Consider the following 20,632-nt stretch of genomic DNA (forward strand, 5'->3'; position numbering starts at 1 on the left):
GCCGGGACACGGGTTCCGGGCCTGTTCCGGGGTATGTGCTCAGGCATGGACCAGCCGATGACCGGGCGGCTGCTGGTGGCCGCCCCGCTGTTGCAGGAGGACTCGTTCCGCCGTTCGGTGGTGTTCGTCGTGGACGACACCGCCGACGGCACTCTCGGGGTGATCCTCAACCGCCCTCTCGGCCTTCCCGTGACCGACGTGGTGGTCGACTGGGGCGCCCTGGCCAGCGAACCTGCCGTCATGTTCTCCGGTGGTCCGGTCGGTGTCGGTTCGGGCATCGCGCTCGGCGCGGCCGGCCCCGACGGGCCGCCGCCCGGCTGGTCGCCCCTGGAGGTGTCGGCCCCCGCCTCGGCGTTGACGGGGATCGGGGTGGTCGACCTCGAAGGTCCCGCGCCGATCCCGGGCACCGCCCTGGGCGGTTTCCGCGTGTTCGCCGGGTACGCCGGGTGGAGCGTCGGTCAGTTGGCGGAGGAGATCGCCGACGGGGCCTGGTACGTGGTGGACGCGGTCGCGGCCGACGTGTTCACCACCGACCCCCGGGGACTGTGGTCGCGGGTGCTGCGCCGCCAGGGCGGCGACCTGTCGCTGTTGTCGACCTACCCGGACGACCCCACCATGAACTGAGTCGGGGCCGGGCCGCGGCACCCTATACCGTGGAACGCAGACTTCGAAAGGTGAGAACGATGTCGATGGACGTCCTCAACAAGGTCCTGCCGGACAGCGATACCAAGCCGGACACTTCGCACGATGGTGGGGACCGCGAGCGGTTCTCCCACTACGTCCAGAAGGACAAGATCACGGAGAGCGCCGTCACCGGCAACCCGGTGATCGCCTTGTGCGGCAAGGTGTGGGTACCCAACCGGGACCCGAAGAAGTTCCCGGTCTGCCCCGAGTGCAAGAAGATCTACGAGGAGATGATGGCCTGACCCGCGGCCGTCCGAGGGCCCCGGTGCGCGTCGCGCACCGGGGCCCTCGTGTGTTCTCTCCGGAACTCCGCCCCGCTTCGGGCCGTGCGGGGCCGCTCGGGAACGGGAACCCCCGCCGGGGTGACTAGACCTCGGCGTCCCCGCCGTTCTCATCGGTAGCGGTCGTGCGGCGGCGGGACGCGGCCACGGCCACGCCACCGGCGCCGACGGCCACCGCGGCGGCCGCGATCAGACCGGCCAGGGCGGCACCGGTGTTGGGCAGACCGGGATCGGTACCTCCGTCACCGCCACCGTCGCCCCCACCGGTACCACCGTCGCCGCCACCGTCGCCGCCGCCGGGGACCTCGACGTCCTCGTCGACGCTGACGGTCAGGGTGATCGGGTCGAGCCGCTCACCCTGGGCGTAGAAGTCCGCGAAGGCGGGCACGCCCTCGGCGCTCAGGGTGGCGGGGATCGGCTCCCAGCTCAGGATCCCGCCGGTCAGGTCGTACTGCACACCGGACAGGTCGAGGTCGGCGAACGCGACGTCCTCGTAGGCGACCAGCTCGGCGTTGGACAGGGACTTGCTGACGACGTCGGCGTAGAGGGTGCCCTCGCCGCCGTCGATGACCACGCGCGGGTCCTTGACGGTCATGTGGAGCAGCGGGTCGGCGTCGCCGTGGACGTGACCCTCGAACAGGACCGTGCCCTCGAAGTCGATCTCGGCGGTGGCCTCGGTCAGGTCCACCTGGCCCGAGCCGTTGGTGAAGGCGAAGGTACCGTCCTCGTTACGGGTGGCGCCGTCCTTCGCGGTGATCTCGCCCTTGGCGATGCCGCCCACGATGTAGTCGCGGAAGGACTCCTTGACGCCCCAGTCGGCGCGGCCGTTCCGGACGGTCAGCGGACCCTCGGGGTCGGTCGGGTCGGCGGGCTCCTCGGTCGGTTCCTCGGTGGGCTCCTCGGTGGGCTCCTCCTCGGTCGCGAAGGAGATCGGGGTCCACACGTCCTGATCCCGGTTGGCCAGGTCGTTGCGGTCGTTGAAGACCGCGACGTAACACCGGGTCTCGACGCAGTCGTAGTCGGTGCCGCCCTTGGCGAAGGCGCCCACGACGTCGAGCGGGGTGCTGAACGCGCCCTGGGCGTCCGGGGCGGTGGCGTCGCGCAGCCACACCCCCGAGCCGTGCCAGTGGGCCGGGTGGGAGTCGGCGGCCTGCGGAATCGCGGTCAGCGCGACGTAGACGCCCGCGCCGGGCCGGAAGCCGGTGCCCGTGACGGTGACGACGTCGCCCTCGGGGTCCAGATCGGCGGTCGGGGTGACCGTGACCCGGGGGTCGTGCACCGGGTCGGGGTTCCCGCCGACCTCGTCGATGCCCGCGGTGAAGGACAGCGGGTCCATGGGGCTGCCCGCGGCGTAGAAGCCGGCGAACGGTTCGACCGCGTCGGCGTGCAGGGTGCCGGCGCTGGAGGTGAAGACCAGGTCCTCGCCGTCGACGTCGACCTCGACGCCGGTCAGTTCGGTGACGGCGACCTCGCCGTACCCGATCAGGTCGCCCGGGGGCAGGGTCGGGTTCGCGCCGTGGAACTCGCGGCTGGTGACGTCGGCGTACACCGTGGCGGTGTCGTCCTCGAACACCACGCGCGGGTCGGTCACCCGGATCTCCAGCACGGGGCCCTGGCCGTAGTCGTGACCGGTGAAGACCACGCTGCCGGCGAAGCTCACGTCACCGGAGGCGTCCTCCTTGGAGACCGCGCCGCCGGCGGTGGGGAAGTCGATGAGGCCGTTGGAGAGCCTGGTCGCGCCGTCGCCGGCCTCGTAGCCGCCGTGCGCGATCGGGCTGCCGACGTAGGTGCGGAAGGACTCCTTGACGCCCCAGACGGCGGAGCCGCCGGAGACCGGCGCCTCCTCGGCGGAGGCGGCGGAAGCGGAGCCCACGATGAGGGCCGCGCCCAGGGCGGTCGCGGCGGCGGTCGAGGTGAGGGCGCGGAACGCGCGGCGGGTCGTGGCGGAGCCACGGGTGATCGTCAGGGCCATGGTTCGTCGATTCCGATCATCGAGAGGAGAACGGTGACCGTTCCCGGTGATCCGGGACCGGGTCGGCGGATGGAGCCCGCGGGCCGCCGCCGGTGAGGGCACCGGCCCGCCATGGAGAGTGGGGGGTTCGTGGATCAGGCTGCGGCGTTCCCGGCGGCGTCCTCCGGGGCGGTGCGGCGGCGCCGCGTGGCCAGGAGGGCGAAGGCGCCGGTCGCGGTCGCCACGGCGGCGGCCAGGACCAGGACGGTCAGATCGATGCCGGTACGGGGCAGGGTGGGAGTGGGGCCCGAGCCCGAGCCACCGGAACCACCGCCGCCCGAGCCGCCTGCACCGTCGTTGCCGGAGCCGGAGCCGGAGTCTCCCGACCCGGACCCGTCGCCGAAGCCCACCGGAACGAAGTGGTCCTGGCCGCGGTCACTGGACCGGGTGTGGTCGTTGCGGGTGACCACGGCGCACTTCACACCGGAGTCGTCGCAGTCGGTGGTGCCGTCGTCGGCCTTCACCGTGATCTGAACGCTGAAGCCGCCGTCGGTGCCCGAGCCGGTATAGGCGACGGCCAGGCCCTCGCCGTAGGGCGGCGGGTTGCTGGAGATCCAGGCGGAGGAGCCGCCCGAGCCGTCCATGTCCACGCCGCCGATGCACGGTGACGGGGCCTGCGTGGCGCTCGCGTTCGCGGTGTCGCACAGCGCGACGTAGATGCCCTTGGAGGTGTCGTAGCCGGTACCCGTGACGGTGACGGTCTCACCGTTCGGATTCAGCCCCGTCGTCTTGGACACGGTGATCTTCGGGTCTCCCGGAGTCCGGGGCACGGGCGCCTGCGGGGCCGCGGCCTGGGTCTGGGGGGTGGTCCGCGGGCGCGACTCCGGGGCGGCCACGGGTACGGCGAAGCCGACCGGAACGCTGCCCACGACGGCGGTGGCGACGGGTGCCGTCGGGACCACGACGGGGGCGCTCATCCCGGCGCCGGGGGACTCGACGAGTTCCGCGACGTCCTCGTTGACGTCCTCGTCGGCGTCCTCGTCGGCGTCCTCCTCGGCGGGGACGTCAACGCCCCAGGTACCGGTGACGACGTCCTCGACGCTCTCGACGTCCTCGGCCGCCGCGACCTCCACGAGGCGGATCTCGAAGGCGTCCTCGGCCGCGTCCAGGCCCGCCTCGGCGGCGAAGCCCGCACCGGTGACGAAGATGACGCTGAACGTGCCGCGCACGCCGACCTCGACCGTCACCGCGTTGTCGGCGTCGGTCACGGCCTCGTCCTCGGCCGTCTCGTCGTCGACCACCTCGGCCGGGACGGCCCGGGTCGCGATCTCGATGGCGGAACCGGGGGTGTGACCGACCCCGGAGACGGTGACGGTGTCACCCTCGGGGTCCAGCCCCTCGGTCCGGTTGACGGTGGTGATCCGGGGGTGTCCGGTCTCCTCGTTCGAGGCGACCGGTTCTGCGTTCGCCGTGGCGGGCGGCGCGGTGGAGATCATCACCGCGGCCGCTACGACGGCCAGGGGAGGGAAGGGCCCGCCCCGGTGCCGCCCGGTGACCGGGCGGGGGGAAACCGCTGCTTGCATCAGAGGCCTTCGGGTCGACGCGGGCCCGTTCGTGAAGAGGGTGACCCGCGTGGTGTGCGGATTCGAATTTAGGTTACGCTTACCTTTGCTAAGTGAGGCTTACCTAACCCGGATCCGTGCCGGAACAGTTGAACACCGAACCATCGGGGTTGTCAAGATGGTGACGAGGTGTCATATAAAAGGCGATGGCGTCCTCCCCCGACGACATCCGCACTCCGGTACCGGACCGACCGAAAGCGATCCCCATGCCCCACGCCGACCCTCGGCCCCACTCACGCGCACGCCGCGGCCCCCGGCGCGGTGGCCGCGCACTCGCCGCCCTCTGCGCCCTCGCGCTCGGCCTCACCGGCTGCTCGGGAGGGACGGGGACGCCCGCGGAGAGCGCCTCGGCCGCCGGTACCGGTGACATCCCCGACTTGGCCGAGAACCGGCTCCAGGTACTGGAGGAGACCTTCGAGCGGCGACTCCCGGTGACCGTCGACTCCGTCGTCCTGGACCCCTACCGCACCGCCTCCGACCCCCTCGAATACGAACGGGTCGAGGTCACCGACACTTCGAGGATCCTGCCCCTCACGGGGAGCCTGGCCGAGATCGTCTTCACCCTGGGGCTGGGCGACGGCGTCGTCGGTCGCGACGTCGCCGCGACCTTCGACGAGGCCGCCGACCTGCCCGTCGTCACCAGCGGACACGAGGTCTCCGCCGAGAGCGTCCTGGCCCTCGAACCCACGGTGATCCTCGCCGACACCCAGACCGGGCCGCCCGAGGCGATCGAGCAGATCCAGCGCTCCGGCATCCCGGTCGTCATCATCGAGGAGGCCTGGTCCTTCGACGAGATGTATCCGCGCTTCGAACGGGTCGCCCGGGCACTGGGCGTCCCCGACGCCGGTGCCGCACTGGTCGAACGCACACGCGTCCAGATGACCGACGTGCGCGAAGGCTCCGCCGACGCCGTCGACGAACCCCTCGTCGCCTTCCTCTACCTGCGCGGCACCGCGGGCGTCTACCTCATCGGCGGTCCCGGCTCGGGGGCCGACGCCCTACTGGCCGAGATCGGCGCCCGCGACGCCGGTGTCGAGATGGGCCTGACCACGCCCTTCACCCCGATCACCGCCGAAGCGCTCATCGCAGCCCGCCCCGACGTGCTGCTCGTCATGACCAAGGGGCTGGAGTCGGTCGGCGGCGTCGACGGCCTCGTCGAGATCCCCGGTGTCGCCCAGACCCCCGCCGGGCGGAACCGGGCCGTCGTCGACTTCGAGGACGGGGTGCTGCTCAACTTCGGCCCCCGCACCCCGCAGGTCATCGCCGCGCTCGCCGACGAACTCGCCGGACTCGGCGGACCGGAGGCGTCGTGACCGCCGTCGGGACGCCCCCGGTCGAAGCACCCGCGCCGACCGTCCCCGGCACCGGTGACGCCCGGTGCCGCCTGCGCGCCGTGTTCCTGCTCACGGGTACGACCCTCGCCCTGGCCGTGGTCTCCGTGGTCGCCGCCGGAGTCGGGGCCTACCACATCCCACCCGGCCAGGTCGCCGCCTCCCTCCTGGACGCCATCGGCATCCGGGGGGTGGGCCCCCTGCCCGACCGGGTCGCCTCCACCGTCCTGTGGGACGTGCGCCTGCCCCGTGTGATCCTCGCGATCACGGTCGGCGCCGCCCTGGGCGTCGCCGGCGCCATGATGCAGGGCATCTTCGGCAACCCCCTGGCCGAACCCGGTGTCATCGGTGTCTCCTCGGGGGCGGCCGTCGGCGCCATCGTCGTCATCTTCACCGGGCTCACCGTCCTGGGGCACTGGACGATCATCGCGTCCGCGTTCGTGTTCGGCCTGGCCACCACGCTGTTCGTGTACGTGTTCGCGCGCTCGCGCGGTCGCACCGAGGTGGTCACCCTGCTGCTCACCGGCATCGCCGTCAACGCGATCGCCGGTGCCGCCATCGGCCTGATGACCAACTTCTCCCAGGACGCCGAGATCCAGACCATCACGTTCTGGCAGCTGGGCAGCGTCGCCACCGCCACCTGGTCCAAGGTCGCCGTGATCGTGCCCTGTCTCCTCGCCGGCCTGACCGTCATCCCGATCTACGCGCGCCGCCTGGACCTGCTCTCCCTCGGCGAGGGCCCCGCCCGCCACCTGGGAGTGGACGTCGAGCGCATGCGCCTGGTCCTCATCGCGGCACTGGCCCTGCTCACCTCGGCCGCCGTGGCCTTCGCCGGGATCGTGTCGTTCATCGGCCTGGTCGTGCCGCACATCATCCGGATGGTCACCGGACCCGGCCACCGCGTCCTGCTGCCCGCCAGCGCCCTGGGAGGCGGCCTGCTCCTGCTCGCCGCCGATCTGCTGGCCCGCACCGCCGCCGCCCCGGCCGAGATCCCCCTGGGCGTGGTCACCGCCGCGCTCGGCGGTCCGTTCTTCTTCTACCTCCTCTACCGGACCCGCGCGAAGCAGGGAGGCTGGTCGTGATCTCGAACACGCTCCGGCGAAGGGCCCGTGCGGCCCTCGCCCCCCTGTCCCGACCGCCCCTGCGCCCCGTGCCCGTCCCGGCCGGGGAACCCGTCGTGCGAGCCGAGGGGGTCACCGTGCGCAGGGGCGGTCGGGTCCTCCTGGACGGGGTCGACCTCACCGTCCGCGCCGGCGAACTGCTGGCCCTGGTCGGACCCAACGGCGCGGGCAAGTCCACCCTGCTCTCCGCCGTGTCCGGAGACCTCACCGCCTCCGCCCGTGACGGCGCCGACGGCGGGAGCGTGCGGCTCTTCGATCGGGAACCCACCTCGTGGAGTCCGCCCGAACTCGCCCTGCGACGCGCCGTCCTGCCCCAGGAGGCGGTCGTCGGCTTCCCCTTCTCCGTCGCCGAACTCGTCGCGATGGGCCGCGCCCCCTGGGCCGGTGTCGGCGATCCCGCCGAGGACGACCGGATCGTCGCCGCCGCCATGGCCGGGACCGGTGTCTCCCACCTGGCCGACCGTCGCTTCCCGACCCTGTCCGGCGGCGAACGCGCCCGGGTGATGTTCGCCCGCGTCCTGGCCCAGGACACCCAGCTGCTCATGCTCGACGAGCCCACCGCGGCCCTCGACATCCACCACCAGGAACTCGTGTTGACCATCGCGCGTACACTCGCGCGGAGCGGCGGTGCGGTTATCGTGGTCCTGCACGATTTGGGGCTTGCGGCGGCCTACGCCCACCGTGTGGCGATACTCTCCCAGGGACGGGTCGCCGCGCAGGGTCCCCCCGGTGATGTGTTCACCGCACCGCTGCTCAGCGACGTCTACCGTCACGAGGTCGAGGTCCTGCCGCACCCGAGAACCGGGATCCCGCTGGTCGTGCCCCTCCGGTAGGTCCACGGAGCACACGCGAGCGTCCACAGGAGTAGGTCGTATTGGTGTCCACAACGGAACGACAGCCACAGGATGACCCCGGGACCGGGGAAGGGCGCAGGCGCGCCTCCGGCGGCCGGCGCCGCAAACCCCCCCAGCGCGGCCGCCGCACCACACCCGGGGACGTGGTGCGCGGTTTCGTCCGCTTCGTCGGCGAGATCCTGTTGACCGCCGGTCTGCTCATGCTGTTCTACGCCGGATACGAGGTGTACGGCTCCCAGTGGGAGACCGACCGCGAACAACAGGAACTCGCCCAAGGGCTGGAGGAGGTCTGGGCCGCCACGGAGGAGAGCGGACCCGACTCCGAACCGCTGCCCGGCAGCGCCGACAGCCGGCTGTACATCCCCTCCCTCGACCTGGACTGGATCGTCGTCAGCGGCACCACCCAGCAGGACATCCTCTACAGCCCCGGCCACTACACCGAGTACCCGAGCAGCCCCGGTGAGGCCGGGAACTACGCCGTCGCCGCGCACCGCACCCCGGGCCTGTTCTGGGACATCGACCTGCTGGACAACGGTGACGTCCTGGTGCTGGAGGACGCCGAGAACTTCTACACCTACGAGGTGTTCTCGGAGGAGACGGTCCTGCCCACCGACGTGTGGGTGATCGAACCCGACCCGTTCGACGACGTCGAGGGCGCGGGCGAGACCGACCCGGAGAGGGCCATCATCACCCTCACCACCTGCGCGCCCAAGTTGGACAACACGCACCGCCTCATCGTGTGGGGCGAACTCGTCGAGACCACGCCCAAGTCGGAGGGCATGCCCGAGTCCATCGCGCACATGGCCCCCGACGCCGACGAGAGCGAGTGAGGAACCCCGAATGTACGGCCTGATCTGGCGCATCCTGCCCGGACCCTGGATCTCCAAGTTCATCATGGCGCTCGGCCTCCTGGCCGGCACCGCCGCCCTCCTGTGGTTCTTCGCGTTCCCGGCGATCTCCCCGTACATGCCGTTCAACGACGGAGCCATCGATGTCGGCGGGGCCGGTGGGGGAGCCGGGGCCGAAGGGGCCACCGACTCGGGTGAGGCTCCCGTCACCTCCGACGCGCCGGAGGAGACCGAGACCACCGAGTGACGTCTCGCGCGCGACCCGCGCCCCGTGGGCACTTCCGGCGAGGGGCCGGGCCCGCGGGGCGCGCGTGTGCGCGGCACCACTGGCCACCGACACTGTTCGGTCGGGTCGGGCCGCTAATCTCGACCAGGTGAGTATCGGGGGACGAATCGCATGACGGTGACGCAGACCACGACCGAGGACCGCCTCGTCGGACTCCGGGCCTGGCAGCGGGAGGCGTTCGACGAGTACTGCCGCCGGCAACCGAGGGACTTCCTGGCGGTCGCCACACCGGGTGCCGGAAAGACCACGTTCGCGCTCACCCTGGCGAGCGAACTCCTGCAACGGCACATCGTGCGCTCCATCACGATCGTCTGCCCCACCGAGCACCTCAAGAAGCAGTGGGCCGAGGCCGCCGCGCGGTTCAACATCCCCATCGACCCCGAGTTCCGCAACGGTCAGGGCGCGCTGGGCCGGCAGTACCTCGGCGCCGCCGTCACCTACGCGCAGGTCGCCGCCCACCCCGCGCTGCACCGCAACCGCACCGAGGCCCGCAAGACCCTCGTCATCTTCGACGAGGTCCACCACGCCGGCGACGCCCTGTCCTGGGGTGACGCCGCACGGGAGTCCTTCGAACCGGCGACCCGGCGGCTCTCCCTGACCGGAACGCCGTTCCGCTCCGACATCAACCCCATCCCGTTCGTGGACTACGTCCAGGACGCCGCGGGGGTGCGGCGCTGCTCGTGGGATTACAGCTACGGGTACGGCCCGGCGCTGGCCGACGGCGTCGTGCGCCCCGTCATCTTCATGGCGTACTCCGGTGAGATGCGCTGGCGGACCCGCGCCGGCGACGAACTCGCCGCCCGCCTGGGCGAACCCCTCACCCAGGACGCCCTCTCCCAGGCGTGGCGGGCCGCCCTGGACCCCAAGGGCGACTGGATCAAACGGGTCCTCCAGGCCGCCGACCGCCGCCTGACCGAGGTCCGCAAGACCCACACGGACGCGGGCGGACTGGTCATCGCCAGCGACCACGAGAACGCCCGCGCCTACTCGCGGATCATCCGCCAGATCACCGGCAAGAGCGCCACGGTGGTGCTCTCCGACGATCCCACCGCGTCCAAGAAGATCAGCCGGTTCGCCGCCGGCGACGACCGGTGGATGGTCGCGGTGCGCATGGTGTCCGAGGGCGTGGACGTGCCCCGGCTGATGGTCGGCGTCTACGCCACCTCGACCAGTACCGCCCTGTTCTTCGCCCAGGCCATCGGCCGGTTCGTGCGCGTGCGCCAACGCGGCGAGGTCGCCTCGGTGTTCCTGCCCTCGGTGCCCAACCTGCTGGAGTTCGCCGGGGAGATGGAGCGCGAACGCGACCACGTCCTGGACCGGACCCCCGCCGAGGACGACGAGTACCCCGAGGACGACCTCCTCAACGAGGCGCGCAAGAAGCGCGACACACCGGACGCGGGGGAGGAGCTCCCCTTCGAGACCATGGAGGCGTCGGCCGAGTTCGACCGCGCCCTCTACGACGGTCACGAGTACGGCGGCGTCCCCGGCTCCAGCGAGGAGGAGGACTTCCTCGGCCTGCCCGGCCTGCTCGAACCCCAACAGGTCGCCCAGCTCCTGCGCAAGCGCAAGGACGACATCAAGGCCGGGGAGATCCGCGCCCGCAAGAAGGAGGAGCCCGCCCAGGAGGAGGGGCCCACCCATGAGGTCCTGGCCGAGCTGCGCCGCGAGCTCAGCGGACTGGTCGGTGCCTGGCACCACCGCACGGGCAAACCGCACGGCGTGATCCACAACGAACTGCGCCGCGCCTGCGGCGGGCCGCCGGTCGCCCAGGCCACCCCCGACCAGATCCGCGAACGCATCACCAAACTCCGTTCGTGGGCCATCGGCGGCCGCTGACGGTCCCCGGCCGTCGTGGAACCGCACGGATCCGGGCAAACACTTCGCAAGTTCGCGCACGGGCGCTCGGACGATACGTGTTCATTTCATTACAGTCCGTGAAGTGATTGGACGAAACGCACGCGGCACGACGACCGCGCTCTGGACCGGACTGGTGATGTGCGGGCTCGCCCTGACCGGAGCGGTCGCGAGCACCCTGCCCGACCCCACCGGGAGCGGACCCGAACGGACGGCCGCCGTCGCGGAACCCGAATGTCCGCCGGGCACCGTGGCCCGCCTCGCCGACCCGGGTGCCGGTGCCGTCCCCGACAGCGGGGAGCTCACCCCGGAACAGGCCGCCCGCTACCACGGGGAACTGCGCGCCGCCCTGCGGTCCCTGCGCTCCCACGAGATCGCCCCGCCGCCCAACACCGTCCCGGTCGTCGTTCACGTCATCTCGGCCACCGACGGTCGCGGCCACGTGAGCGACGCCCGGGTCGACGCCCAGATCGACGTCCTCAACACCGCCTACTCCGGCGGATACGACGAGGTCGGCGCCGACACCGGTTTCCGCTTCACCCTCGCCGAGGTGACCCGCACCGAGGACGACGCCTGGTTCTCCGACTTCTCCGGGCACCGGGATGCGATCCGCGCCCGGTTGCGCCGGGGCGGCCCCGAGACGCTCAACATCTACACCGCCGACCTCGGCTCCGGCCTGCTCGGCTACTCCAGCTTCCCGCAGGACTACGCCGCGGCGCCCGAGAGGGACGGCGTCGTCATCGCCCACGACACGCTTCCCGGCGGTGACCGCGAACGCTTCGACCTGGGACACACCGGCACCCACGAGGTCGGTCACTGGCTCGGCCTGTTCCACACCTTCCAGAACGGCTGCCTCACCCCGGGCGACTACGTCCACGACACCCCCTACGAGCGCGAGGCCGCCGCGGGTTGCCCGAAGGGACGCGACTCCTGTCCCCACCGCCGTGGCCTCGATCCCATCGCCAACTTCATGGACTACAGCGACGACGACTGCATGACCCACTTCACCCAGGGCCAGGCCCGTCGCATGGCCGAACACTGGACGGCCTTCCGCTCGCCCCGGAACCCGTGACCGCTCAGCGCGAGCAGCCTGCGCGGGAGCGGACCCATCCGGAACAGCGCGGTGTCCTCGACCACACCGGAGAGCCGTTCCGGACGGAGCGGCTCTCCGGTGTGGAGATCCTCGCGCCTCGCATGGCCGATTTCCTTCGACCGGAAGGGCCCGGCTCGACCTCCACGCGCGTCGGGCTCTCCCGACGCTCACGTGTCAACGGCACCACCATGACCACGGGTGGGTTCGAGTCGGGCCACGGCCGGGCGCTGACGATGAGGACCGGCCGGCACAGTGCTCGCCCGGGTCGGCCATGCGGACCTCGCCGCGCCTCACCGGGCGTCCTCCGCCGTCCACGCGTCGCCCTCGGGGCCGGCCGGCTCGTCGGCGCGCGTCCGGTCCGCCGGGTGCGCCCGCCTCTCGTCGGTGGACGGATCCTCCTCAGGGCGACGTACCTCCCTCCAGAACCCCGGTTCCCCGGCCTCGTCCGAGGCGCGTTCGATCGCCGGGACCACGGTGGTGTACTCCCGTTCGGCGCGTCCACCGACGCGATCGCGCGGAGCTCCGACCTTGGTGGTGGTATCCGTGGAAGCCGTACCCCCGGTACGCCTTTTCCCGGCACCCGATGGCGAGTGGTGGGGGGCATGAAATCCCGCCTTAGGCTTAGGGCATGGCAGCCAACACCTACCTGACCGGGATCAAGCCCACCGGTGATTTCCACCTGGGCAACTACATCGGCGCGATCAAACCCGCGCTCACGGCCGCGGACCTCTACGGCACCTATTACTTCGTGGCGGACTATCACGCGCTCAACACCGTCAAGGACGCGGATGAACTCCGTCACAGCATCCGGTCCGGGGCTGCCACCTGGCTGGCGTGCGGACTGGACCCCGACAAGACGGTCATCTACCAGCAGTCCAAGATCCCCGAGACCTTCGAGCTCACCACGATCCTCACCGCCCTCACCCCCAAGGGCCTCATGAACCGCGCGCACGCCTACAAGGCCGCCCGCGACCGCAACAACGAGGCCGGGATCACCGACCTGGACGCCGGGGTCAACATGGGGCTGTTCAACTACCCCATCCTCATGGCCGCGGACATCCTCATCATGGAGTCCACCCACGTCCCCGTGGGCCGGGACCAGTCCCAGCACATCGAGTACACCGCCGACATCGCCGGATACTTCAACAACCGCTACGGCGAGGGGGAGCAGGGGTACTCCTTCCCCCTGCCCAAGGGCGTCATCGACGACAGCGAGGCGAGCATCCTCCCCGGTGTCGACGGCCGCAAGATGAGCAAGTCCTACGACAACCACATCCCGCTCTTCCTGGCGGAGAACAAGCTCAAGAAGGCGATCCGCCGCATCCCCACCGACTCCACCCCGGTGGAGGACCCCAAGGACCCCGACACCTCGGTGCCCTTCCAGCTCCTCACCCACTTCGCCGACGCCGACAAGGTCGCCGACGTCCGCAAGCGTCTGGAGCAGGGCGGCATGGGCTGGGGAGAGCTCAAGAACGAGCTGTTCGAGGCGGTCAACACCGAACTCGGCCCCAAGCGCGAGCGCTACGAGGAGCTCATGGCGAACCCGAAGGAGATCGAGGACATCCTCGAAGCCGGCTCGGACCGCGCCCGAAAGCGCGCCCGTGAGGTCCTGGACCGCGTCCGCGCCGCCATCGGCGTCGCCTGATCCACCGGGGCGGCGGGATCCTCCCGCCGCCCCTTCGCGTGTCCCCGGAGGACCGTCGCCGGCGTCCTCCGAGCGCGTGCGGCGAACCCGGAGCCGACCGACCCGCCCCGGCGCGGGGCCGGGGTCAGCCGACCTTCGGCTCGCCCTCCAGGGTCACACCCGCCTCGGCCAGCCGCGCCAACGCCGCGTCCACGGTCGGCCGCGCCACACCCGCCGTCAGGTCGAGCAGCACCCGTGTGCGCAGTCCCTCCGACACGGCGTCCAGCGCGGTCGCCCGCACACAGTGGTCGGTGGCGATGCCCACCACGTCCACCTCGTCCACGCCCCGCTCGCGCAACCACGCGGCCAGCGTCGTCTCTCCGTCCTCGGCGGTCCCCTCGAAACCGCTGTAGGCCGCCGTGTACCGGCCCTTGCTGAAGACCTCCTCGGCCAGCGAGGCGTCGAAACCCGGGTGGAACTCCACACCCGGCGTGCCCACCTCGCAGTGGCGCGGCCAGCTGTCCACGAAGTCGGGCTCCTCCGAGAAGTGCCCGCCCGGGTCGATGTGGTAGTCGCGGGTGGCCACCACGTGGTCGTACCCGCCCACCCGGGTGTGCTCGGTCACCGCGGCCGCCGTCGCGGCCCCGCCGGTCACCGCCAGACTCCCGCCCTCACAGAAATCGTTCTGCACGTCCACCACGATGAGCGCCCTGGTCATGTCGGCACCCCTTTCTCCGCGTCTTCGCGGTACGTCCTCGGAAAGGACCCCGGTCAGTGGAACACCGTCGGCAGGGCGGCCTCGCCCCGCGACATCCGCAGCGCCTGCTCGGGCAGCTCGGCCACCACCGCGCGGTGCCGCTCCCGGGCCTCGTGCACGCTCTCGCGCCCGATCACCTCGCCGTCGGCCACCAACGGACGCAGCAGCGGACGCACGTTCACCGCCGCCTCCGGCACGTGCGGGAAGACCTCTTCGGCGATCGCGATCCCCTTGTCGTCGAGGCGGCGCATCGCCCACTTGCGACCTCCCCGGCTGGGCTTGCCCACCGAACGCTTGGCCACCGGTTCCAAAGGCGTCCCCGCCGCCAGGTCGCGCGCCCGCGCCACCAGCTTGTACACCAGCGACACCGTCGGTGCGCCCGAGCCCGTCACCAGGGACGTACCCACCCCGTAGCCGTCCACCGGGGCGACGGCCAGCGCCTGGATGGAGAGTTCGTCGAGGTCGCCGGTCACCACGATCCGGGTGTCGGAGGCGCCCAGCGAGTCCAACTGCGCGCGCACCCGGGTCGCGGTCGCGGCCAGGTCGCCGGAGTCGATGCGCACCGCGCCCAGTTCCGGCCCGGCCAGGTCGACGGCGGTGCGCACGGCCCGCTCCACGTCGTAGGTGTCGACGAGCAGCGTCGTCCCCTTGCCCAGGGAGTCCAGCTGCGAAGTGAAGGCGTGCCGTTCGCTGTCGTGCAGCAGCGTGAAGGCGTGCGCCGCGGTGCCGCCGGTGGGCACCCCGTACGAGCGCCCGGCCTCCAGGTTCGAGGAGGTCGCGAACCCGGCCATGTACGCGGCTCGGGCCGCCGCCACCGCGGCGCCCTCGTGCGTGCGGCGCGACCCCATCTCGATGAGGGGCCGTCCGCCGGAGGCCACGACCATCCGGCTCGCCGCGGAGGCGATCGCGCTGTCGTGGTTGAACACCGACAGCGCGAGGGTCTCCAGGAGCACCGACTCGGCGAACGTGCCCTCCACCACCAGGATCGGGGACCCGGGGAAGTAGGCCTCCCCCTCGCCGTAGCCCCACACGTTCCCGGAGAAGCGGTACTCCGAGAGCCACCGCAGGGTCGTCTCGTCCACGACGCCGTTGTCGGAGAGGAAGTCCAGGTCCTCGGTGCGGAACCGGAACCGCTCCAACAGGTCCAAGAACCGCCCGGTCCCGCCCACGACGCCGTACCGGCGGCCCTCGGGCAGACGCCGGGCGAACATCTCGAACACCGAAGGCCGTGCGGCCGCGCCGCTGTGCAGGGCGGCCTGCACCATCGTCAGTTCGTAGTGGTCGGTCAGCAGCGCACTGCCGCCATGCTCGTTCATGGGCACGAGCCTATTCCGTGGCGGTTCACGGTCGGCCGCCGACCTGCCCCTCGCCGCCCCGGGCCGCTTCCGCGGTGACCTCGGGCGACACTAACAATACCCATTCGGTTGGTAGGTAAATTTGTTCCGATACCCTGGGGGCATGCTGAGGATTGATCGCTCGATCTACGACCAGATCGTCGCCCACGCCCGCCGTGACCACCCGGACGAGGCCTGTGGCATCGTGGCCGGCCCGGTGGGCTCCGACCTCCCCGAGCGGTTCGTCGAGATGATCAACGCCGAGCGCTCTCCGACCTTCTACCGGTTCGACTCCCTCGAACAGCTGAAGGTCTGGCGGGAGATGGACGACCGCGACGAGGAACCCGTTGTGATCTACCACTCCCACACGGCCACCGAGGCCTACCCCTCGCGCACCGACGTCTCCTATGCCTCCGAGCCCAACGCCCACTACGTGCTCGTGTCCACCAAGGACCCCGAGAGCGCGGAGTTCCGCTCCTACCGCATCCTGGACGGCGAGATCACCGAGGAAACGGTCGAGATCGTCGACGCCGAGACCCGACGGTAGGGTCCGGCCACCGGCCCGGCGGGGCCCGCGGAATGGTCGCGGGAGGTCCCCTGTTGGGAATGTACGCACATCAACCACGCTCACGGGAAGACACACCTATGGCCATCGAGGTCCGCATCCCCACCATCCTGCGCAACCTGACCGGCGACGCCAAGGTCGTCGAGGGCAACGGCGACACCCTCGGTGAACTGTTCGCCGACCTGGACGCCCGTTACCCGGGCATCGCCGAGCGGCTGGTGGACGGCGGCAAGCTGCGCCGCTTCATCAACGTGTACCTCAACGACGAGGACGTGCGGTTCGTCGGCGGCCTGGACGCGAAGCTCTCCGACGGCGACAACGTCACGGTCCTCCCGGCCGTGGCCGGCGGAAGCCGCTAGGCCCGTCCCATGCGTTACGACTCCCTGCTCGACTCCCTCGGCGGCACGCCCCTCGTCGGCCTGCCCCGGCTCTCGCCCTCGCCGCGGGTCCGGTTGTGGGCGAAGCTGGAGGATCGCAACCCGACCGGGTCCATCAAGGACCGCACCGCCTTCTTCATGATCGAACAGGCGGAGAAGGACGGACTGCTCTCCCCCGGCTGCACCATCCTGGAGCCGACGTCGGGGAACACCGGGATCTCCCTGGCCATGGTCGCCAAACTGCGCGGTTACCGCATGGTCTGCGTCATGCCGGAGAACACCTCCGCCGAGCGCAAGCAGCTCCTCGCCATGTGGGGAGCGGAGGTCCACTTCTCCGAAGCGGCCGGTGGCTCCAATGAGGCGGTCCGGGTCGCCAAGGAGATGGCGGTCGCCAACCCCGACTGGGTGATGCTCTACCAGTACGGGAACCCGGCCAACGCCCGGGCCCACTACGAGACGACCGGGCCCGAGATCCTCGCCGACCTGCCGGAGATCACCCACTTCGTCGCCGGCCTGGGCACCACCGGAACGCTGATGGGCGTGGGGCGCTACCTGCGCGAGCACAAGCCGGACGTACGGATCGTCGCCGCCGAACCGCGGTACGGCGAGCTGGTGTACGGCCTGCGCAACCTCGACGAGGGGTTCGTTCCCGAGCTCTACGACGAGTCGGTGCTCACCACACGGTTCTCCGTCCCCTCCGACGCCGCGCTCAAGCGGACCCGGGAACTCCTGGACAAGGAGGGCATCTTCGCCGGGGTCTCCACCGGCGGTGCCCTGCACGCCGCGCTGGGCATGGCGCGCAAGGCGGAGAAGGCGGGGGAACGCGCCGACATAGCGTTCATCATCGCCGACGCCGGGTGGAAGTACCTCTCCACGGGGGCCTACGAGGGCACCCTGGAGGAGGCCGAGGAACGCCTCGACGGTCAACTCTGGGCCTGACGGCCGTCCCCGGACCCGGTGGCGGGCTCCGGTGTCGGAGACGCGTTCGAGGGCGGTGTCCACGGGGCGCCGCCCTCCGTCGTGTCGGCACCCCGCGCCGCGGGGACGGAAGGGACGTGAGAGGCGTGTGAGCCTCATGGTCCGGGTGAGTGACGCACCGTCCCCCACCGCTCCGGTAGCGGGGTCGTAATACGGCGGGAACGAATCAGTCGGAACGTGTCATTCGGTGTGAAAAATTCACACGTGATAGAGGTCGCGTGAGATGCAGGACACATTTTGTACCACCCGGGCGGGCATTGGGGTAGACCCGTAACAACGGGACAACCGCTGAACCAGCCGCCATCCGTACTCCGAGCACACGGTCGAGGGAGTGCCACGGAGCCGCGCGGCCCATCGAGAAGGCGATGACGACGTGCGACTCACGATTATCGGCTCCTCCGGGAGCTTCCCGGGCCCGGACAGCCCGGCCTCCTGTTACCTGGTCGAGGCCGACGGCTTCCGTCTGCTGCTCGACATGGGCAACGGCTCGCTCGGCGCCCTGCAACGGCACATCGACATCTACTCCGTCGACGCGGTCTACCTGAGCCACCTGCACGCCGACCACTGCTTCGACCTGTGCTCGTACTGGGTCGCCCGCATGTTCCATCCCGAAGGCGTCAAACCGAGGATCCCCGTCTACGGACCCGGCGGCGTCGCCCACCGCGTCGCCGAGGCCTACGGCCTGGAGCCCGACCCGGGCATGACCGAGGTCTTCGACTTCCACGAGCTCACCCCCGGTTCCTTCGGGATCGGACCGTTCTCCGCCCGTGTCGACCACGTCAACCACCCGGTGGAGGCCTTCGGCATCCGGCTGGAGCACGACGGATCGAGCATGGTCTACTCCGGGGACACCGGCGCCTGCGACTCCCTCGTGGAGCTGGCCGCCGACACCGACCTGTTCCTGTGCGAGGCCGCCTTCCAGGATCACCTCGAACACCCCAAGGACATGCACCTGACCGGCAGCGAGGCCGGCGATCACGCCGACCGTGCCCGAGCGCGCAGCCTCTTGCTCACCCACCTGGTGCCGTGGAACGACGACGAGATCACCCTCGCCGAGGCCCGGTCCACCTACGCGGGTCCCATCGATCTGGCCCGCAGCGGCCGGACGCACACCATCGGGCGCTGAGGAGCGCGTACGGCGGAGGGAACGCGGGTGGGGGCGTGCGAGTGACCAGGGCGTGGTGGGCGTCCCATCCGCGTGCGGCTTCCCCGCTCCCGCCCCCCGTGACGACCGCGCACGTATACGCTCTTGTCCATGGCCCGACCTGACGGACGAGTTCCGACACAACTCCGCCCCGTGACGATCACCCGCAATTGGCTCCGCCAGGCGGAAGGCTCCGCGCTCATCGAGTTCGGGGACACCCGCGTGCTGTGCGCCGCCACCGTCGAGGACGGTGTCCCGCGCTGGCGCCGAGGCACCGGCGAAGGGTGGGTCACCGCCGAGTACGCGATGCTGCCCCGAGCCACCGACACCCGGGGCACCCGGGAGTCGGTGCGCGGCAAGATCGGCGGACGCACCCACGAGATCTCCCGCCTGATCGGCCGCTCCCTGCGCGCGGTCGTCGACTTCAAGGCGATGGGGGAGCACACCATCACCCTCGACTGCGACGTGCTCCAAGCAGACGGGGGGACCCGTACCGCCGCCATCACCGGCGCCTACGTGGCGCTCGCCGACGCCACGAAGTGGCTGCGCAAGCGGCGCAAGCTCAAGAACAACCCGCTCACCGGCTCGCTCGCGGCCGTGAGCGTCGGTGTCGTCCAGGGCCAGCCCCGGCTGGACCTCAATTACCTGGAGGACTCCGTCGCCGACACCGACATGAACGTCGTGGTCACCGGTGACGGCAGGTTCATCGAGGTACAGGGCACCGCCGAGGGCGTCCCGTTCGACCGGGAACTGCTCGACAAGCTGCTCGACATGGCCGTCGGCGGCTGTGAGGAGTTGACCGCCATCCAGAAGAAGGCTTTGGCGGAGTGACCGTATCCAAGGACATCCGGATCGGCGGCGTGACCGGAGAAGGGGGAACCGTGAAGATCGTCCTCGCCACCCGCAACGCCAAGAAGGTCCCGGAACTGCGGGCCATTCTCGCCGAGGCGGGCGTCACCGCCGAGGTCCTGGCGCTCGACGCCTTCCCGGACGCCCCCGAGGTCCCCGAGACCGAGCCGTCGTTCGTCGGCAACGCGCTCCTCAAGGCGCGGGCGATCGCCGCCCACACCGGCCTGCCGGCGGTGGCCGACGACTCGGGGTTGAGCCTCGACGAACTCCGCGGGATGCCGGGTGTGCTCTCCGCCCGCTGGGCGGGCCGCCTCGGCGGGGGAGACCAGGACCGCGCCAACCTGGAGTTGGTCCTGGACCAGCTGGCGGACACCCCGCCCGAACGGCGTGGCGGTGCCTTCGTGTGCGCTGCCGCCCTGGTCCTGCCCGACGGCACCGAGGTGGTCTCGGAGGGGGAGATGCGCGGCCGGGTGCTCCGGGAACCCCGGGGGGAGAACGGGTTCGGCTACGACCCCGTGTTCGTCCCGGAGGGGGAGTCCCGCACGACGGCGGAGCTGTCCCCGGAGGAGAAGAACGCCATCAGTCATCGGGGGATCGCCTTCCGGAGACTGGCGGCGGAGATCGCCGCGATGATCTGAGGGACCGGAGCCCCGGGCCGAGGGTCCCGGGGCCCGAGCTTCCCGGGGCCACGGCGACCCGTGACGACGAGGGCGACCCCATGGGGTCGCCCTCGTCGTGGGCGGGGTATCGAGGAGACTCCCCGGACATCGAGAACACCCTCCCCGACCTGCGGTGGAGCGGATCCGTGCCAAGAAGTTCGGTTCAAAGTGGTTTGCGGCCTCGGGAAGCGGGGAGGACGAAGCCACATCCGACGAAACGGCCGCGAAGAACCACGGTCCCCGGTGTGGGGGATCGGATCCACAACGCGGCATCGCCTGTGAACAGGGGTTTTCCGCCCTGCCAAGCGGGTGATTTGACGTCGCAGAAGCTGTTGCCTACACTCGAACGAGTCGCTGCGGGACGGCGAGACCCCTTCTGGGAGTGCTCGGAACCGGACCGTGAACAAGCGCCATACTCTC

The 20,632-nt window shown here is 71.0% G+C and carries 21 protein-coding genes; 16 read left to right on the plus strand and 5 right to left on the minus strand.

Translation table 11 applies throughout. The features are described from left to right. Positions 1–45: 45 nt before the first annotated feature. Entirely contained in the window at positions 46–624 is a 579-nt protein-coding gene (locus tag PWG71_RS25815; RefSeq protein WP_274812613.1) for a YqgE/AlgH family protein, read from the plus strand. 59 nt (positions 625–683) lie between these two features. Further along, positions 684–926: a DUF3039 domain-containing protein gene (locus PWG71_RS25820; RefSeq protein ID WP_274812614.1), complete on the plus strand. Its 243-nt coding sequence runs from the start codon at positions 684–686 to the stop codon at positions 924–926. 124 nt (positions 927–1,050) lie between these two features. Here PWG71_RS25820 and PWG71_RS25825 read toward each other — a convergent pair whose 3' ends face one another. Both PWG71_RS25825 and PWG71_RS25830 read right to left on the minus strand, forming a co-directional pair. Continuing rightward, positions 1,051–2,937: an HtaA domain-containing protein gene (locus tag PWG71_RS25825; RefSeq protein WP_274812616.1), complete on the minus strand. Its 1,887-nt coding sequence runs from the start codon at positions 2,935–2,937 to the stop codon at positions 1,051–1,053. 134 nt (positions 2,938–3,071) lie between these two features. Continuing rightward, on the minus strand, positions 3,072–4,499 hold the full coding sequence (locus PWG71_RS25830; RefSeq protein WP_274812617.1) for a cell wall protein: 1,428 nt from the start codon (positions 4,497–4,499) through the stop codon (positions 3,072–3,074). Positions 4,500–4,744: 245 nt separating this feature from the next. Between PWG71_RS25830 and PWG71_RS25835 the strand changes: the two genes are divergently transcribed. From PWG71_RS25835 to PWG71_RS25865, 7 genes are all read left to right on the plus strand, one after another. Continuing rightward, complete coding sequence (locus PWG71_RS25835; RefSeq protein ID WP_274812618.1) at positions 4,745–5,851, plus strand: heme/hemin ABC transporter substrate-binding protein; 1,107 nt, start codon at positions 4,745–4,747, stop codon at positions 5,849–5,851. Continuing rightward, the gene (locus PWG71_RS25840) at positions 5,848–6,951 is read left to right on the plus strand and encodes a FecCD family ABC transporter permease (RefSeq protein WP_446725102.1); all 1,104 of its coding nucleotides are present in this window, start codon (positions 5,848–5,850) and stop codon (positions 6,949–6,951) included. Before PWG71_RS25835 ends, PWG71_RS25840 begins: the two co-directional genes overlap by 4 nt. Next, entirely contained in the window at positions 6,948–7,823 is an 876-nt protein-coding gene (locus PWG71_RS25845) for a heme ABC transporter ATP-binding protein (RefSeq protein WP_274812619.1), read from the plus strand. The genes PWG71_RS25840 and PWG71_RS25845 overlap by 4 nt, the downstream gene beginning before the upstream one ends. A 167-nt stretch (positions 7,824–7,990) precedes the next feature. After that, positions 7,991–8,674: a class E sortase gene (locus tag PWG71_RS25850; protein WP_274812637.1), complete on the plus strand. Its 684-nt coding sequence runs from the start codon at positions 7,991–7,993 to the stop codon at positions 8,672–8,674. Positions 8,675–8,684: 10 nt separating this feature from the next. Then, entirely contained in the window at positions 8,685–8,939 is a 255-nt protein-coding gene (locus PWG71_RS25855) for a hypothetical protein (protein ID WP_274812620.1), read from the plus strand. Between the two features lie 150 nt (positions 8,940–9,089). Continuing rightward, entirely contained in the window at positions 9,090–10,814 is a 1,725-nt protein-coding gene (locus PWG71_RS25860) for a DEAD/DEAH box helicase (RefSeq protein WP_274812621.1), read from the plus strand. Positions 10,815–10,971: 157 nt separating this feature from the next. Then, the gene (locus PWG71_RS25865) at positions 10,972–11,904 is read left to right on the plus strand and encodes a zinc metalloprotease (protein WP_446725103.1); all 933 of its coding nucleotides are present in this window, start codon (positions 10,972–10,974) and stop codon (positions 11,902–11,904) included. A gap of 311 nt (positions 11,905–12,215) precedes the next feature. Here PWG71_RS25865 and PWG71_RS25870 read toward each other — a convergent pair whose 3' ends face one another. Next, complete coding sequence (locus PWG71_RS25870) at positions 12,216–12,398, minus strand: hypothetical protein (protein ID WP_274812623.1); 183 nt, start codon at positions 12,396–12,398, stop codon at positions 12,216–12,218. A 155-nt stretch (positions 12,399–12,553) separates the two neighbouring features. Between PWG71_RS25870 and PWG71_RS25875 the strand changes: the two genes are divergently transcribed. After that, positions 12,554–13,570 (plus strand): tryptophan--tRNA ligase, encoded by a 1,017-nt coding sequence (locus tag PWG71_RS25875; RefSeq protein WP_274812624.1) that lies wholly within the window; start codon positions 12,554–12,556, stop codon positions 13,568–13,570. A gap of 124 nt (positions 13,571–13,694) precedes the next feature. Here the strand turns inward: PWG71_RS25875 and PWG71_RS25880 are convergent, their stop codons facing one another. Further along, a complete protein-coding gene (locus PWG71_RS25880; protein WP_274812625.1) occupies positions 13,695–14,267 on the minus strand; it encodes an isochorismatase family protein in 573 nt (190 codons plus the stop codon). Between the two features lie 53 nt (positions 14,268–14,320). Then, entirely contained in the window at positions 14,321–15,622 is a 1,302-nt protein-coding gene (locus PWG71_RS25885; protein WP_274812626.1) for a nicotinate phosphoribosyltransferase, read from the minus strand. A gap of 142 nt (positions 15,623–15,764) precedes the next feature. On the opposite strand from PWG71_RS25885, the gene PWG71_RS25890 reads away from it, so the two are divergent. From PWG71_RS25890 to rdgB, 6 genes are all read left to right on the plus strand, one after another. Beyond that, positions 15,765–16,187, plus strand: coding sequence for a M67 family metallopeptidase (locus PWG71_RS25890; protein WP_274812627.1), 423 nt, complete (start codon positions 15,765–15,767; stop codon positions 16,185–16,187). A gap of 98 nt (positions 16,188–16,285) precedes the next feature. Continuing rightward, a complete protein-coding gene (locus tag PWG71_RS25895; protein WP_274812628.1) occupies positions 16,286–16,564 on the plus strand; it encodes a MoaD family protein in 279 nt (92 codons plus the stop codon). Between the two features lie 9 nt (positions 16,565–16,573). Further along, a complete protein-coding gene (locus tag PWG71_RS25900) occupies positions 16,574–17,521 on the plus strand; it encodes a PLP-dependent cysteine synthase family protein (protein WP_274812629.1) in 948 nt (315 codons plus the stop codon). Between the two features lie 412 nt (positions 17,522–17,933). After that, positions 17,934–18,686: an MBL fold metallo-hydrolase gene (locus tag PWG71_RS25905; protein WP_274812630.1), complete on the plus strand. Its 753-nt coding sequence runs from the start codon at positions 17,934–17,936 to the stop codon at positions 18,684–18,686. 129 nt (positions 18,687–18,815) lie between these two features. After that, the gene (gene rph, locus PWG71_RS25910; RefSeq protein ID WP_274812631.1) at positions 18,816–19,535 is read left to right on the plus strand and encodes a ribonuclease PH; all 720 of its coding nucleotides are present in this window, start codon (positions 18,816–18,818) and stop codon (positions 19,533–19,535) included. 50 nt (positions 19,536–19,585) lie between these two features. Beyond that, on the plus strand, positions 19,586–20,191 hold the full coding sequence (gene rdgB / locus PWG71_RS25915; protein ID WP_274812638.1) for an RdgB/HAM1 family non-canonical purine NTP pyrophosphatase: 606 nt from the start codon (positions 19,586–19,588) through the stop codon (positions 20,189–20,191). The last annotated feature ends 441 nt before the right edge of the window (positions 20,192–20,632 follow it).

Origin of the sequence: Nocardiopsis sp. N85 (genome assembly GCF_028882275.1) — a bacterium.
Taxonomy (GTDB): domain Bacteria; phylum Actinomycetota; class Actinomycetes; order Streptosporangiales; family Streptosporangiaceae; genus Nocardiopsis; species Nocardiopsis lambiniae.